The 14,845-nt window shown below is 63.6% G+C and carries 13 protein-coding genes; 11 read left to right on the top strand and 2 right to left on the bottom strand.

Annotated elements, in window-relative coordinates; all coding sequences use genetic code 11:
- Window positions 1-90: 90 nt before the first annotated feature.
- The 7 genes from QWJ46_RS12420 to QWJ46_RS12390 all read left to right on the top strand — a co-directional run bounded on the left by QWJ46_RS12420 (window position 91) and on the right by QWJ46_RS12390 (window position 8,266).
- A complete protein-coding gene (locus QWJ46_RS12420; RefSeq protein ID WP_302751381.1) occupies window positions 91-1,593 on the top strand; it encodes a UxaA family hydrolase in 1,503 nt (500 codons plus the stop codon).
- A 47-nt stretch (window positions 1,594-1,640) separates the two neighbouring features.
- Window positions 1,641-2,660: an aldo/keto reductase gene (locus tag QWJ46_RS12415; protein ID WP_302751406.1), complete on the top strand. Its 1,020-nt coding sequence runs from the start codon at window positions 1,641-1,643 to the stop codon at window positions 2,658-2,660.
- Window positions 2,661-2,669: 9 nt separating this feature from the next.
- Entirely contained in the window at window positions 2,670-3,116 is a 447-nt protein-coding gene (locus tag QWJ46_RS12410) for an RbsD/FucU family protein (RefSeq protein WP_302751379.1), read from the top strand.
- 208 nt (window positions 3,117-3,324) lie between these two features.
- Window positions 3,325-4,314: an ABC transporter substrate-binding protein gene (locus QWJ46_RS12405; RefSeq protein WP_064800531.1), complete on the top strand. Its 990-nt coding sequence runs from the start codon at window positions 3,325-3,327 to the stop codon at window positions 4,312-4,314.
- A 103-nt stretch (window positions 4,315-4,417) separates the two neighbouring features.
- Entirely contained in the window at window positions 4,418-5,971 is a 1,554-nt protein-coding gene (locus QWJ46_RS12400; protein ID WP_302751377.1) for a sugar ABC transporter ATP-binding protein, read from the top strand.
- A gap of 74 nt (window positions 5,972-6,045) precedes the next feature.
- Complete coding sequence (locus tag QWJ46_RS12395) at window positions 6,046-7,020, top strand: ABC transporter permease (RefSeq protein WP_184460068.1); 975 nt, start codon at window positions 6,046-6,048, stop codon at window positions 7,018-7,020.
- A gap of 226 nt (window positions 7,021-7,246) precedes the next feature.
- Complete coding sequence (locus tag QWJ46_RS12390; protein ID WP_184460067.1) at window positions 7,247-8,266, top strand: zinc-binding alcohol dehydrogenase family protein; 1,020 nt, start codon at window positions 7,247-7,249, stop codon at window positions 8,264-8,266.
- A 339-nt stretch (window positions 8,267-8,605) separates the two neighbouring features.
- Here QWJ46_RS12390 and QWJ46_RS12385 read toward each other — a convergent pair whose 3' ends face one another.
- Complete coding sequence (locus tag QWJ46_RS12385; protein WP_302751375.1) at window positions 8,606-9,331, bottom strand: copper homeostasis protein CutC; 726 nt, start codon at window positions 9,329-9,331, stop codon at window positions 8,606-8,608.
- Window positions 9,328-10,569, bottom strand: coding sequence for a LysR family transcriptional regulator (locus QWJ46_RS12380; RefSeq protein ID WP_302751373.1), 1,242 nt, complete (start codon window positions 10,567-10,569; stop codon window positions 9,328-9,330). The genes QWJ46_RS12385 and QWJ46_RS12380 overlap by 4 nt, the downstream gene beginning before the upstream one ends.
- A 413-nt stretch (window positions 10,570-10,982) precedes the next feature.
- Between QWJ46_RS12380 and QWJ46_RS12375 the strand changes: the two genes are divergently transcribed.
- The 4 genes from QWJ46_RS12375 (at window position 10,983) to QWJ46_RS12360 (ending at window position 14,817) form a co-directional block, all read left to right on the top strand.
- Window positions 10,983-11,891, top strand: a complete 909-nt coding sequence (locus tag QWJ46_RS12375; RefSeq protein ID WP_302751371.1) for an ABC transporter substrate-binding protein — start codon at window positions 10,983-10,985, stop codon at window positions 11,889-11,891.
- A 72-nt stretch (window positions 11,892-11,963) separates the two neighbouring features.
- Window positions 11,964-13,130 carry an ABC transporter permease gene (locus QWJ46_RS12370; protein ID WP_302751370.1) on the top strand — a complete coding sequence of 389 codons (1,167 nt, stop codon included), beginning with the start codon at window positions 11,964-11,966 and terminating at the stop codon, window positions 13,128-13,130.
- Entirely contained in the window at window positions 13,127-14,071 is a 945-nt protein-coding gene (locus QWJ46_RS12365; protein ID WP_302751369.1) for an ABC transporter ATP-binding protein, read from the top strand. Before QWJ46_RS12370 ends, QWJ46_RS12365 begins: the two co-directional genes overlap by 4 nt.
- Window positions 14,068-14,817 carry an ABC transporter permease gene (locus QWJ46_RS12360; protein WP_302751368.1) on the top strand — a complete coding sequence of 250 codons (750 nt, stop codon included), beginning with the start codon at window positions 14,068-14,070 and terminating at the stop codon, window positions 14,815-14,817. Before QWJ46_RS12365 ends, QWJ46_RS12360 begins: the two co-directional genes overlap by 4 nt.
- Window positions 14,818-14,845 lie beyond the last annotated feature (28 nt).

The raw sequence follows: 14,845 nt of genomic DNA, 5'->3' as shown, positions 1-14,845 counted from the left end.
TCCCGTTGACTTGAAAATGTTTATTGTAGATAAAAAACAAAATCAATGGCATTCGCCGATGCAGCGAGCGTTTCCATCAGGGAGAAGAGATTGGACAAACAGCCTTGGATCATCCTGTCGGCCGGCGACAATGTCGCGGTCGCAACGTCCGCCATCGCCGAGGGCTCGACGGTTGCCGGCATTGCAGCCCGCCAGAAGATCGAGCCGGGCCACAAGGTGGCGATCGCCGATATTCCGCTCGGCTCCGCCGTGGTGAAGTACGGGCAGGCGATCGGCCGCACCACCGCCGAGGTCAAGGCCGGCGACCATGTGCACAGCCATAATCTGCATTTCGAAAACGACCGGCTGGCCGCCACCGCCAATTCGGCGCCGGCAGAAGCAACCGCAGAGGACAAGGCGCGCACCTTCATGGGCTATCGCCGCGCCGACGGGCGGGCGGCGACGCGCAATTATATCGGCATCATCGCCAGCGTGAACTGTTCGACCACCGTCTGCCGGGCGATCGCCGACGAGGCGAACCGGACGATCCTGCCGCATTATGACGGCATCGACGGTTTCGTGCCGATCGTGCATGACCAGGGCTGCGGCATGAGCTCGACCGGCGACGGCATGAACGTGCTGCACCGGACGCTTGCCGGCTATACCAGGCATGTCAATTTCGGCGGCGTGCTGATGATCGGCCTCGGCTGCGAGGTCAATCAGCTGACGCTTTACGGCCAGAGCGGTGCCGGCGCCTCGAAGCAGCATTTCAACATCCAGGACGCCGGCGGCTCGCGCCGCGCGGTCGAGCGCGCCATGGGCGTGCTGCGCGAGATCGCCGCCGATGTCGGCAGGGAGAAGCGGGTGCCGATCTCGGTCGGCGAGATCATCATCGGTCTGCAATGCGGCGGTTCGGACGGCTTTTCCGGCATCACCGCCAATCCGGCGCTCGGCGTCGCCGCCGATCTGCTGGCGGCGGCGGGCGGCACGGCGATCCTGTCGGAGACTTCGGAAATCTATGGTGCCGAGCATCTGCTGCGCAGCCGCGCCGTCAGCGACGAGGTGGCGAGAAAGCTCGACGAGAAAATCGCCTGGTGGGAAGACTATGTCGCCCTGCACGGCGCCTCGCTCGACAACAACCCGTCGCCCGGCAACAAGCGCGGCGGTCTCACCACCATCCTGGAAAAGTCGCTCGGCGCGGTTGCCAAGGGTGGCCGCTCGCCGCTGACCGCGGTTTACGGTTATGCCGAGCGGGTGACCGCACCCGGCCTTGTCTTCATGGACACGCCCGGCTACGACCCGGTCTCGGCAACCGGCCAAGTGGCGGGCGGGGCGAACATGATCGCGTTTACGACAGGACGCGGCAGCTGCTTCGGCTGTCGGCCGGCGCCGTCCTTGAAGCTGTCGAGCAATTCGGCCCTCTATGCCTCGATGGAAGAGGACATGGACATCGATTGCGGCACGATCGCCACGGGTGATGCGACAATCAGCGGCAAGGGCCGCGAGATCTTCGACCTGATCGTCGACACGGCCTCCGGCAAGAAAACCAAGAGCGAGATCTTCGGTTACGGCGATAACGAGTTCGTGCCTTGGCATCTCGGCGCAACGCTCTAGATTGCGATGCTAAGCTTTTGTTTTTATGTAATTCCCGAGGGGGCATGATGAAGACGAGACGGATCGGCAAGAACGGGCTGAAGGTGACCGAGATCAGCTACGGCGCAGCTCCCTTGGGTGGTCTCTACCGCGATTGCCCGCGCGAGCAGGCGATGGAAACGCTGCAAGTCGCCTGGGACAGCGGCATCCGCTATTTCGACGTGGCGCCCTGGTACGGGCTTGGCCTTGCCGAACGGCGCGTCGGCGATTTCCTGCGCGACCAGCCGGACGGCGCTTACGTGCTGTCCACCAAGGTCGGCCGGCTGCTTCGGCCGGTGCCGACGGGGACGGTGCCGGATTACAGCTATGTCAATCCGCTCTCCTTCGATGCCGATTACGACTATTCCTATGACGGCATCATGCGCTCGGTCGAGTTCAGCTATGCGCGCCTCGGCCTCAACCGCATCGACATTCTCTACGTCCATGATATCGGCGTCTACACGCATGGCGCGGCAAAGAACGCGGTTTATCAGAAGCAGCTGCTCGATTCCGGCGTGAAGGCGCTGGAAGAGCTGAAGTCTTCCGGCGCGATCTCCGCCTTCGGCCTTGGCGTCAACGAAGTGCCCGTCTGCCTCGACGTCATGCGCCATGCCGATCTCGACTGCATCCTGCTTGCGGGCCGCTATACGCTGCTCGACCGTTCGGCGGTCGACGAACTGCTGCCGCTCTGCCGGCAGAAGGGCACATCGCTCGTCGTTGGCGGCGTCTTCAACTCCGGCATTCTCGCCACCGGCCCGGTGCCGGGCTCGCATTTCGATTATATGCCGGCCGATGCGGACGTGCTCGCCAAGGTCGGCGCGATGGAGGCGATCGCCAAGCGTCACGGCGTGCCGCTGGCGGCGGCCGCCATGCAGTTTCCGCTGCGCGACCCGATCGTCGCCTCGGTGCTGATCGGTACGGCGAAACCGTCGAGCCTGACGCGCAACATGGAGACCGTCGCGCCGCCGCTAACCGATGAGATCTACGCCGAATTCGAGCCCTATACGCTCACCGCGCCGCCGCTCGGCGCCGAAGCGGTCCGGGTCTGAGGAGATACTATGCTGAGAGGTATTCATCCGCTGCTCGGGCCCGACCTGCTCCATGCGCTGAAAACGATGGGGCACGGCGACGACATCGTCATAGCGGACGCCAATTTTCCCTCGGGCTCGATGGGCCCGCCGGTCATTCGCGCCGACGGCGTCAGCGCCACCGACATGGCCGAGGCGATCCTGACGCATATGCCGCTCGACACCTTCGTGCCGGAAACGGCATGGCGGATGGAGGTGGTCGGCGACCCGCAGGCCGTGCCCGAAGTCTGCGCCGAGTTCCAGCAGATCGTCGCCAGGCGGGCAGGCGATTTTTCGATCGTGTCGGTCGAGCGTTTCGCCTTCTACGCGATGGCCCGCAAGGCGGCCTATATCGTCGCGACGACGGAATTCCGGCTGTACGGCAACCTGATTTTAAAAAAGGGCGTCGTGCATCCACATGAGGTCGATTTCACCTGATAGCTTTTTTAGGCTATCGTGGTATTGAAATGAAATCAGATGCTTGGGAGGAGTTTTCCGGAACAAAAAAGCGCAATTGACGCCCTTGCAATTTGATTGCGCCTCGGCTAGCTTCTGTCTGCAAATGTTTTTTATCGATAAAAACCCTCCGCCAGCGTTCAGCGGTCCGGTTTATTGGAGGAGAACGCATCCTGAGAGGAGAACTTTTATGAGCATCGTGAAATCCCTGCTGTCCCGCCGCGCCTTTACCGCGCTCGCGGGTGCCGCCGTCATCGCCACGGCGATGCCGGTCACGTCCTTTGCCGCCGACGTGACGATCCCGATCATCGTCAAGGACACGACGTCCTTCTACTGGCAGATCGTTCTGGCCGGCGCCCGCAAGGCCGGCAAGGATCTCGGCGTCAACGTGCCGGAGCTCGGCGCCCAGGCAGAATCCGACATCAACGGCCAGATCAGCATTCTCGAGAACGCCGTTGCCGGCAAGCCGGCCGCCATCGTCATTTCGCCGACCGAATTCAAGGCGCTCGGCAAGCCGATCGATGAAGCCGCCAAGTCGGTTCCGATCATCGGCATCGACTCGGGTGCCGACTCCAAGGCGTTCAAGTCGTTCCTGACGACCGACAACGTCCAGGGTGGCCGCATCGCTGCCGATGGTCTTGCCGCCGCCATCAAGGAGATGACCGGCAAGGAAGAAGGCGACATCGTCATCCTCACCAATCTTCCGGGCGTCGGCTCGCTGGAACAGCGCCGCGAAGGCTTCCTGGATCAGATCAAGACCAAACATCCCGGCCTCAAGGTCATTGCCGACAAGTATGGCGATGGCCAGGCAACGACCGGCCTCAACATGATGACCGACCTGATCACGGCAAACCCGAAACTCGTCGGTGTCTTCGCCTCGAACCTGATCCTGGCGCAGGGTGTGGGCCAGGCGATCGCCGAAAACAAGCTCGGCGACAAGATCAAGGTCATCGGCTTCGACAGCGACGACAAGACGGTCGGCTTCCTCAAGGACGGCGCCATTGCCGGTCTCGTCGTTCAGGACCCCTATCGCATGGGTTATGACGGCATCAAGACCGCGCTTGCCGTCTCCAAGGGCGAGAAGGTTCCGGAAAATGTCGATACCGGCGCCAACCTCGTGACCAAGGCTAATATGGCCGATCCGAAGATCGATGCGCTGCTGAACCCGAAGATCAAGTAATAGAACAAGATGGCCGCGCCGGCTCAAAAACCGGCGCGGCTTTTTTCATCCATGGTATGATTCACCCGGGATGGAGCAGACGCGACAAGAGGAGGAGAGGTCCATGATCGGACTGGAAGAGGTCAGTCATCGCCATGATGACAGCGCCACGCTGAAAGAAGCCAATCGCATTCCCACCGGGTCGCCTATCCTCGAACTCAAAGGCCTGCAGAAGAATTACGGTCATGTGCAGGCGCTGAAACCGGCGACGCTGACCTTCCTGGCCGGAGAGATCCACGCCATTGTCGGCGAAAACGGCGCCGGCAAATCCACCCTGATCAAATTGCTGACCGGCGTCATCACTCGCACGGCCGGCGAGGTGCTGTGGTGCGGCCATCCGGTGGGGCTGTCGACGCCGAATGAGGCGATCGCCCGCGGCATCAACGCCGTCCACCAGGAAGTGGTGCTCTGCCCACACCTGACGGTCGCCGCCAATCTCTTCCTCGGCGACGAGGTCAACCGCTACGGCCTGATGCGCAAGAAGCAGATGGAGAAGATGGGCCAGGCCGTGCTCGACGATCTCGGCTTCGGCCTGCCGGCCGGCGCGCTTCTAAGTTCGCTGACGATCGGCCAGCAGCAGCTGGTGGCAACGGCGCGCGCGGCGATGCGCGGCACGCAGTTCCTGATCTTCGACGAACCCACCGCTTATCTCACCCGCCAGGAATCGGCGCAGCTGTTCAAGTTGATCCGCCGCCTGCAGGGCGAAGGCGTCACCATCGTCTATATCAGCCATCGCATGGAGGAGGTCTTCGAACTGGCCGACCGTGTCTCGGTGCTGCGCGACGGCACGCATGTCGGCACGCGGCTGATCGGCGAGACCAACGATGCCGAGCTGATCGCTTTGATGATCAACCGCTCGATCGAGCAGATCTACCATAAGGAAGAGATCGCCTTCGGCGAGACGATCGTCGAGGTCAAAGGCCTTTCGGGTCCGGGCTTCGAGGACGTGTCGCTCAGCGTCAAATCAGGACAGATCGTCGGCCTCTATGGCCTGATCGGCGCCGGACGTAGCGAATTCGCGCTCGGCCTTTATGGGCGCCAGCCGACAAGCGCCGGCGAAATCCACTGGATGGGCAAGCGCGTCGACATCCGCAACGAACGCACGGCCATGGAGCTCGGCATTGCTCTGGCGCCGGAAAGCCGGCGCGACCAGGGGCTCTGCCTCAATCAGTCGATCGGCCTCAATATCAACCTGCCGGTCTTCGGGCGCCTCAGCCACGGGCCGGTCATCAACCATACGCGGGAATCGGCGAATGCCGACAATCAGATCCGCAATCTCAGCATCAAGACGCCGAGCCGGCGCGTTCCGGCCTCCAGCATGTCGGGCGGTAACCAGCAGAAGATCGTCATCGGCAAGTGGCTGAGCCACGGCGCCAGGCTGTTTATCTTCGACGAACCCACAGTCGGCGTCGACGTCGGCACCAAGGCGGAAATCTACCGGCTGTTCGCCAAGCTTCTGAAGGAGGGCGCCGGCATCATCCTGATCTCCTCCTATCTGCCCGAGGTCTACGAATTGGCCGACCGGCTGCATGTCTTCCGCGGCGGCAGGATCGTCGCCAGCCATGATTATCACGCGGCGACGCATGAAGAAGTGCTCAGCGAAGCGATCGGCGTCTGAGCGCGAGACAACAAAGAGATAGAGCATTTCCGCGGTTCGGAAAAATCGGAAAGGCTCTAAGAGGGAGAAAATTCATGACTGCCACCCCCACCGAAATCGTCGCGCCGCCGCCGCGCCGGAAAATGAACATCCTGTTCGGCCTGACGCTGATCGGGCTCTTGATCTTCCTCTGGGTCGTGCTTGGGCTGGTCACCCCGAGCTTCTGGACGCCGCTCAACATCTCGAACCTGCTGCGTCAGGGGGCGATGACGGCGATTCTGGCGCTCGGCCAGACCTTCGTCATTATCACCGCCGGCATCGATCTGTCGGTCGGCGCCATCGTCGGCTTCTGCACCGTCATCATCGCCTGGCTCCTGCAGGCCGGCGTGCCGCTCTGGGGCGCGATCATGCTGACGCTCGCCATCGGTGTCGCGATCGGCGCCTTCCACGGCTTCGGCATCGTGCATATGGGCCTGCCGCCGTTCATCATCACGCTGGCAACGCTGACGTCGCTGCGCGGCATCGGCCTGCTGATCACCAACGGCTCGACGATCAGCATCACCGACGAGAGTTTCAGCAATTTCGCGCGGGCCGATTTCCTCAGCATTCCGAGCCTGTTCTGGATGGTCATCCTGGTGGCGGTGCCTTCCTTCGTCTTCCTGCATCTCAGCCGCTGGGGCCGCTATCTCTTCGCCGTCGGCTCGAATGCGGAAGCCGCGCGCCTTTCCGGCGTCAACGTCAAGGGCATGATCTATCTCGCCTATATCCTCTCGGCCGGCTTTGCCGCCTTCGTCGGCGTGCTGCTTGCCTCGCGCATCGCCATCGGCAATGCGACGCAAGCCGACGGCTGGGAACTGCAGGCAATCGCCTCGTCGGTCATCGGCGGCACCAGCCTGTTCGGCGCGGTCGGTTCCGTGCACGGCCCGCTGATCGGCGCCTTCATTCTCGCCACCATCAACAACGGCGCCAATCTTCTGAACGTCAACTCCTTCTGGCAGCGCATCATCACCGGACTGCTGATCATCGTGATCGTGTTCTTCGACCAGCTGCGGCGCCGCAAGAGCAATTGAGCGACGAGAGAAAGCGGCCTGCCCCTCATCCGGCTGCCGCCACCTTCTCCCCGCCCGCGGGGAGAAGGGACCGGGCCGCAACCTTTCGGTCCCTCGCCAACGTCTCGCTGGGCACGTCCCTTCGCCCGGTTTACGGCAGCGCGTTAGGGTGAGGGGCAGCTATCCGCACAAACCGAACAGCAGTTGGCACGACACAGAGTAAAGAACGAAGAATGCGAGACCCGTCATGAAAGCAGTTGTTTGCCGGGAACCCGGCGTACTCGACATCGTCGAACGCCCATCACCCGCCGCACCGGCGCCCGGCTGGGTGCGGTTGGCCGTCAGCCATGTCGGCATCTGTGGCACCGATTATCATATTTTCGAGGGCAAGCACCCTTTCCTCGAATATCCCCGGGTGATGGGGCATGAGATCTCGGCGACGGTGATCGAGGCGGGCGACGGTGTCGCGCTTGCGGCCGGCACATCCGTCATCGTCAATCCCTATCTCTCCTGCGGCCAATGTGTCGCCTGCATCAAGGGCAAGCCGAATTGCTGCACCAACATCAAGGTGCTCGGCGTCCATACCGACGGCGCCTTCTGCGAGGAGATTTCGGTTCCGGCCGGGAACCTCTATGCCGCCGAGGGCCTCAGCCTCGAGGCGGCGGCGACAACCGAATTTCTGGCGATCGGCGCCCATGCGGTGCGCCGCTCGCTCGCCGGCGCCGGCGCCCGCTCGCTCGTCATCGGCGCCGGGCCGATCGGACTCGGAGCGGCAATCTTCTCGCGCATCGCCGGCCATGACGTGACCCTGCTCGATACCAGCGCCGAACGGCTGCAGATGGCAGCCGAACGCTTCGGCTTCACGTCAGGCATCGTCGCCAGCGAGGTGACGGCGGATGCGGTCAAGGAAAAGACCAATGGCGACGGTTTTGACGTGGTGTTCGATGCGACGGGTTACGGCCCGTCGATGGAAAAGGCCTTCTCCTTCGTCGCCCATGGCGGCGCGCTGGTGCTCGTCAGTGTCGTCAAGGACGACATCCGCTTCTCCGACCCCGAGTTCCACAAACGCGAGATGATGCTGATCGGCAGCCGCAACGCCACCCGCGTCGATTTCGAGCATGTAGCGGATTCAATCGCGAAGGGGCTGGTGCCGGTAGACAAGCTCATCACCCATCGCACGACGCTTGCCGACGCACCGCGCGACCTCGCCCGCTGGGCGCATGAGAAGAGCGGGCTGATCAAGGCGGTGATCCGGGTTGGTGGGTAGGTAATTCGTGGCCGCCGACGTTCTTACAAGGGGACGTGGGAAACGGAGACGGTGCGGCATATCCCCTTCTCCCCAGCGGGAGAAGGTGGCCCGAAGGGTCGGATGAGGGGGCCACACGGAACATCCTTCACGTAAGACCCATCCATCGAAAGATGGCCGTCGGGGTCGGGCGCCGGTGATGTCTATTGGAAAGACCGGCGTTGGCGGCCCCCTCATCCGCCCTACGGGCACCTTCTCCCCGCTGGGGAGAAGAGGGAATCGAGAGGTCGCTGCTTGTCCCTTCGCCCCGCATGCGGGGAGAAGGTGGCGGCAGCCGGATGAGGGGCGGGTCACGGCCCTCTAACCCACCGCCTCAATCGCCCTGCGCATCTCCCTGACCACTTCAACGTCCGTCTTGTTCGTGCTCTTCGCCTCGAAACCAAACGCCACCGCGCGCGGATGGGCGCTTTCGACCGGCGAGCTGCAGGAGCCGTGCACATCGCGGGCGCCGGTCGCACGGAGAATTTCGCCGACATTGGCGGGGCGGATGCCGCTGCCGGGCATGATCGAGATGCGGCCGGCCGCTTTCTCTGAAAGACGCTTCAGCGTGTCGATCCCATCGGCGGCCTTGACCGCGCAGCCGGAGGTGAGGATGCGTTCGCAGCCGAGTTCGATTGCTTGTTCCAGCGCCTGGTCGGCATCCGGCACCAGGTCGAAGGCGCGGTGCAGCGTCGAACCGAGGCCGGCGGCATGCGCTTTCAGCCGGTGGAGCAGCGGCAGGTCGAGCGTGCCGTCTGGGCGGTTGGCGCCGATGACGACGCCGGCGAGGCCGGCGGCGCGCACGGCCTCGATATCGAGCATCATCGCCTCCTCGTCGACGCTGTCGAAAATGAAGGGGCCGGCATGCGGGCGGATCATGGCATAGACCGGAATCGGCGCCCGGGCGGCAATCCGCATCAGGCTCGGCAGCGGCGTCAGACCGCCGAGCTCCAGCGCCGAGCAGAGCTCGATGCGGCCGGCGCCGCCCTCGATTGCGGCGGCAAGGCTCGCGGCGCTGTCGACGCATACTTCCAGCAAAATCGTCACGCTGCAGTCTCCCTGGCCCCGTCGACCTGCTTTGTGATGTACGCGGCAGGTTCCGAGGTCATTCTGGCGGCCGCGGCGATAATCATCTCGCAGGCATCGGCAGCGGCTTTTCGATGGTTGAAGGCGACGTGATAGGACATCGGCAGACGCTCGTCGAGATCGACGATGCGCACCTTGTCGGCGATCGGCATGGCGCTGACGCGGCCGAGGAAGGAGACGTAGCCGTGATTGGCGACGAGGTCGACGATGACAGGCAGCGAATCCGCCGCGGTGATATCCCGGCTGCGCAAGCGCCGGTCGGGTGCGCGCTCGTCGCTGAAGACCATGGCCGCGTGGCCGAGGCCGGTGCGCGGGCTCGGCGTGCAGATCGCATGCGCGGCGACGAGTTCGGCGGCCGAGGTTTGCGTGCTTTGCGGCGGTGCGATCACCACCATGTCGGTCTGCAGCAGTTCGCGATGCCGGAAGTTTTCGAGGCCGAAGACCGAATCCAGGATCGCGACATCGATGCGGCCGCTCTTCAGCGCCTCGCGCAGGTCGTCGGCGGTCATCGAGACCAGCGAGATCGCATTATTGCTGCGGTGCGCATTCCACTCGGAAACGAGCAAGCCTAAGCAGCGCGCCACCCAGCTTTCCGATCCGGTCGGGATGATCGAGCCGATGCGCAGCGATCGGGCGGTGCGCCGGTAGCGCTCGTCTGCGGCCGATTTCAGATCGTTCCACGCCTGGCTGATCGCCATGAAGATCTGGTAGGCGTGCCGGCCCTCCTCCGTCAGCACCGAGCCCTGCGCCTGCCGCTCGAACAGGCGGCGACCGAGAAATCGCTCCAGATTGGCGAGCTGCAGCGAAAGCTGCGGTTGGCCCAAGTGAAGGCGGCGGGCAGCGCGGTTGATGCTGCCTTGGTCGGCCACCTCGAGAAAGCGCTCGATCGCAACGATCTTGACGGGAATGCGCGACGCCCAGGCCTCGACCGTCCCGGCGCCGGCGTCATGGCCGGCAAATTTGCCGAGTTCGCCGATCGCGACCGTAATCGGCTGCAGGCCTTCGAGTACCCCGCCGCCGGCGATCAGCGTCACCAGTTCGCCGGAAGCGCGTTCCGTCAGTTTCATCGCCAGTTCGCTCTCGGCATTGCGGATTGCCGCAGACACGGTGGACGGCGACAGCTGGAAGCGGCGCGCGGTCTCGCGGACCGAACCCGACGTCAGGACGTGGTGCGTTATGAACAGGGCGCCGAGATGCAAAAGGCGGGCTCCGGAAAGCACTGGAAAAACCGGACGATATGACGTGTTCGCGAAAAAAGATATCCCTGCCCTATGAGAGCGGGGCTATCGTCGCCGTCATAAAAAGCCGGGCGGCGGAATTCCCGCAAACGAGCACCGGACCATCGTGGAAACACGCAAGGGGACAAAAACAAATCGCGTCGGCCGTGGAAAAGGGAATGCGTTTCCGCGCGCGGACATGTGTTCGCCGCCATAATCGTCAGCGCGAGCGCAAAATACTGGAGGGGGCTTGCATCGATTTTTCGAGCGTGCACGCTATTTCCATGACGCACGCAATTCGGATGATGGCGGCCTTACCGCCCTCGCCGGCGAATTTCCTGCGCGCAAGCCTTGCCGGCTTGGGCCTCATCACGGTGTTTAAAAGGGGATATTCCATGCTGAAGAAACTCGCACTTGCCGTTTCGCTCTCCGCTTTCGCAGCGGGCGCGGTCCAGGCCGCCGACGTCGTCGTCTCGTCGAAGATCGACACGGAAGGCACGCTGCTCGGCAACGTCATTGCACTGGCACTCGAAGCCAACGGCATCAAGACGCAGGATCGTATCGCGCTCGGCGCGACACCGGTGGTGCGCAAGGCGATCACCGCAGGCGAAATCGATATCTATCCCGAATATACCGGCAATGCCGGCTTCTTCTTCAACAAGGCCGATGACGCCGCCTGGAAGAACATCGACCAGGGTTACGAGCTGGCGAAGAAGCTCGACTACGACGCCAACAAGATCGTCTGGCTGACGCCGTCGCCGGCCAATAACACCTGGGCGCTCGCCGTGCGCAATGACGTCGCCGAGCCGAACAAGCTGAAGAGCCTGACGGACTTCGGCAAATGGGTCGCCGGCGGCGGTACTGCCAAGCTTGCGGCTTCTTCCGAATTCGTCAATTCGGCCGGCGCGTTGCCCGCCTTCCAGACCACCTATGGCTTCCAGCTGAAGCCCGACCAGATGGTCGTTCTTTCCGGCGGCGATACAGCGGCGACGATCAAGGCGGCCGCCGACCAGACGAACGGCGTCAACACCGCCATGGTCTACGGCACCGACGGCGCGATCGAAGCGGCCGAACTCACCGTTCTCGAAGACGACAAGAACGTGCAGCAGGTCTATGCGCCGACGCCGATCATCCGCGAGGAGGTGCTGAAGGCCAATCCGAAGATCGAGGAAATCCTTTCGCCGATCTTCAAGAGCCTGACGGCCGACGAATTGCGCAAGCTCAACGCCAAGATCCAGGTCGACGGCGAGCCGGCAAAGTCTGTTGCCGAAGCCTATCTCAAGGAAAAAGGCTTCCTAAAGTAATCATTGCCGCTCCGCCCCGTCGCGGGCGGAGCCTCCCCCGGCCGGCAGGGTTGGCCAGACAGGGTTGGATTGATGGAAGAAAGTTCAACGGTCCGCAGGCTGGATCGGCTCGGCGTGGTTCTGGTGGCGGGCGGCATTGCGGCGACGGCAGTGATGCCCTTCATCTATGTCAAGGCGAACCGCATCGCCGCCGGCAAGCCGATGCTGCTGATGCAGCTTCTTCCCCAGCCCTCCGTCATCGTCCTGACCGCCCTTCTCGTCCTGACCGCCCTCGCCACCTTGTTTCTTCGAAATGCCATGGCGCGGCTCATCATTGCCACCCTTTGCCTTGCCGCCCTGATCGCCGCCATCGGCCTGGTCTCGACCGCGGCGACGCCGCCCGGCAGCACGGTAGCGCGCATGACGCCCGGCGGCGGTTTCTGGGTGCTGTTTGCGGTGATCGGGCTCATCATATCGGATGCGCTGGTCAAGATCCGGCTGGCGCCCTGGATGCGGGTGGCAGCGCTTGGCGTCTATGCGGCGCTGCTCTTCGCCTTCCTCGCCTCCGGCCTGCTCGACAGCCTCTCGATCATGAAGGAATTCTCGACGCGGTCCGCACAGTTCGAGACCGAGGCATTCTCACATCTGCTGCTGGCGCTCGGCTCGCTCGTTATCGCCATCATTCTCGGCCTGCCGCTCGGCATCCTGTGCTTCTGGGTGCCGAAGCTCAGGGCCGTCGTGCTGCAGGGCCTGAGCCTCATCCAGACGATCCCCAGCCTGGCGCTGTTCGGTCTGCTGATGCTGCCGCTCGGCTATCTCGCCACCCATGTACCGCTGGCCGCCGCTATCGGCATTCGCGGCATCGGCACGGCGCCTGCCTTGATTGCACTCGTGCTCTATTCGCTGCTGCCGATCGTTGCCAATACCGTCGTCGGCCTGCAGGGCGTCGACCCTTCGGTGCGGGATGCGGCGGCCGGCATGGGGCTGACGCGCCGGCAGATTCTTACCGGCATCGACATGCCGCTCGCCTTTCCGGTCATCCTCACCGGCATCCGCATCGTGCTGGTGCAGGCAATCGGCATGGTGACGATCGCCGCGCTGATCGGCGGCGGCGGCTTCGGCATCTTCATCTTCCAGGGGCTCGGCCAGACGGCGATGGACCTCGTCCTGCTCGGCGCCGTGCCGACCGTCTTCTTCGCCTTCTCATCGGCCGTCATCCTCGATGCGGTCATCGACAGCATCCGGGGACCCGCCGCATGAGCATGATCGAAATCAGCAACGTCACCAAGCGCTATGGTGCGGCGACCGTCGTCGACAAGGTCTCGATGAAGGTCGAGAAGGGCGAGATCACCGTTATCGTCGGCACATCGGGCTCCGGCAAATCGACGCTGATGCGGATGATCAACCGGCTGGTGCCGATCACCGAAGGCGAGATCTTCGTCGGCGGCCAGAATGTGATGGACGTCGAGGTGACCGAGCTTCGCCGCCGGATCGGTTATGCCATCCAGGGACACGGGCTCTTCCCACACCGAACCGTGGCGCAGAATATCGCCACCGTGCCGCAGCTGCTCGAATGGGATTCCAGACGCATCGCGGCCCGCGTCGAGGAGCTGCTCGGGCTTTTCAATCTCGATCCGGCTGAATTCGCCGATAAATATCCGCACCAGCTTTCCGGCGGCCAGCAGCAGCGCGTCGGCGTCGCCCGCGCGCTCGCCGCCGAGCCGGAATTGCTGCTGATGGACGAGCCCTTCGGCGCGCTCGATCCGGTCATCCGCGGCAAGGCGCAGGACGACCTGCTGGCGATCCAGAAGCAGTTCGGCACGACCATCATCCTCGTCACCCACGATATGGACGAGGCCTTCCATCTCGGCAACCAGATCGCGGTGATGAGCCAGGGTCGATTGCTGCAATGCTCGACGCCGGAAAAGATCCTCACCGAACCGGCCGATCCCTTCGTGCAGCAATTGACCGGCACCTCCGACCGCGCGTTGAAGCTGATGTCGCTGCTGCCGCTGAAGGAAAGCATGGAGCCGGCCAAGAGTGGTCTCGCCTACGCCCTGCCGCAATCGCTCAGCCTGCGCGATGCGCTCGCCGAAATGATCTGGCAGGGGGTCGACGAGGCGGCCGTGCAGGATAATGCGAAGGCGCCTGTCGGGTCGATCTCGATGAGCCGGCTGCTCGAACTGGGCCGCAAGGCATGAAACTCGTCGTCGCCAATCTCTTCCGGCTGGCCGCACTCGCCCTGCTGCTCGTCCTGCTGTTCAGGACGGAGTGGCTTTCCTTCCTGTTTACGCCGCTGACCAGCAACAATGCGCCCGCCGTCTATACGCAGAACAGCCTTGCCTCGCTCGCGCTCGGACATCTGCAGCTCGTCGTCGGCTCGATCGCCTGCAGCGCCGTGCTCGCCGTTCTCGGCGGCATCTTCGTGACGCGGCAAAGCGGCGCCGACTTTCTGCCGCTGTCGCGTGCCATCGCCAATGCCGGCCAGACCTTCCCGCCGGTCGCCGTGCTGGCGCTCGCCGTGCCCGCCACCGGGTTCGGCGCCATGCCGACGCTGATCGCGCTCTTTCTCTACGGCCTGCTGCCGATCTTCGAAAACACCGTCGCCGGCCTGAAGCAGGTATCGCCGCAGGTGCTCGATGCCGCCGACGGCATGGGCATGAACGGCACCCAGCGGCTCTTGCGCGTCGAGCTGCCGCTGGCCCTGCCGCTGATCCTCGAAGGGCTGAAGGTCGCGACCGTGATCAATATCGGCACGGCGACGATCGGCTCGACGGTGGCTGCCAAGGGCCTCGGCGAGGTGATCATCGCCGGGCTGATATCGGACAATACCGCCTTCATTCTGCAGGGCGGGCTGATCGTCGGCCTGATGGCGGTGCTGATCTATGACGCCATGGGCCTCGTCGAAGCGGCGATCACGCGAAGAATCGGCTTGCGCCCGGCGTAAGGGGACCGCTACCAAGGCTGCGGTGATC

The organism is Rhizobium sp. CBN3 (genome assembly GCF_030518245.1).
GTDB classification, from domain to species: Bacteria; Pseudomonadota; Alphaproteobacteria; order Rhizobiales; family Rhizobiaceae; genus Rhizobium; species Rhizobium aethiopicum_A.
The sequence above is the reverse complement of the archived record's forward strand: the minus strand, read 5'-3'. Positions and strand labels throughout refer to the sequence as shown.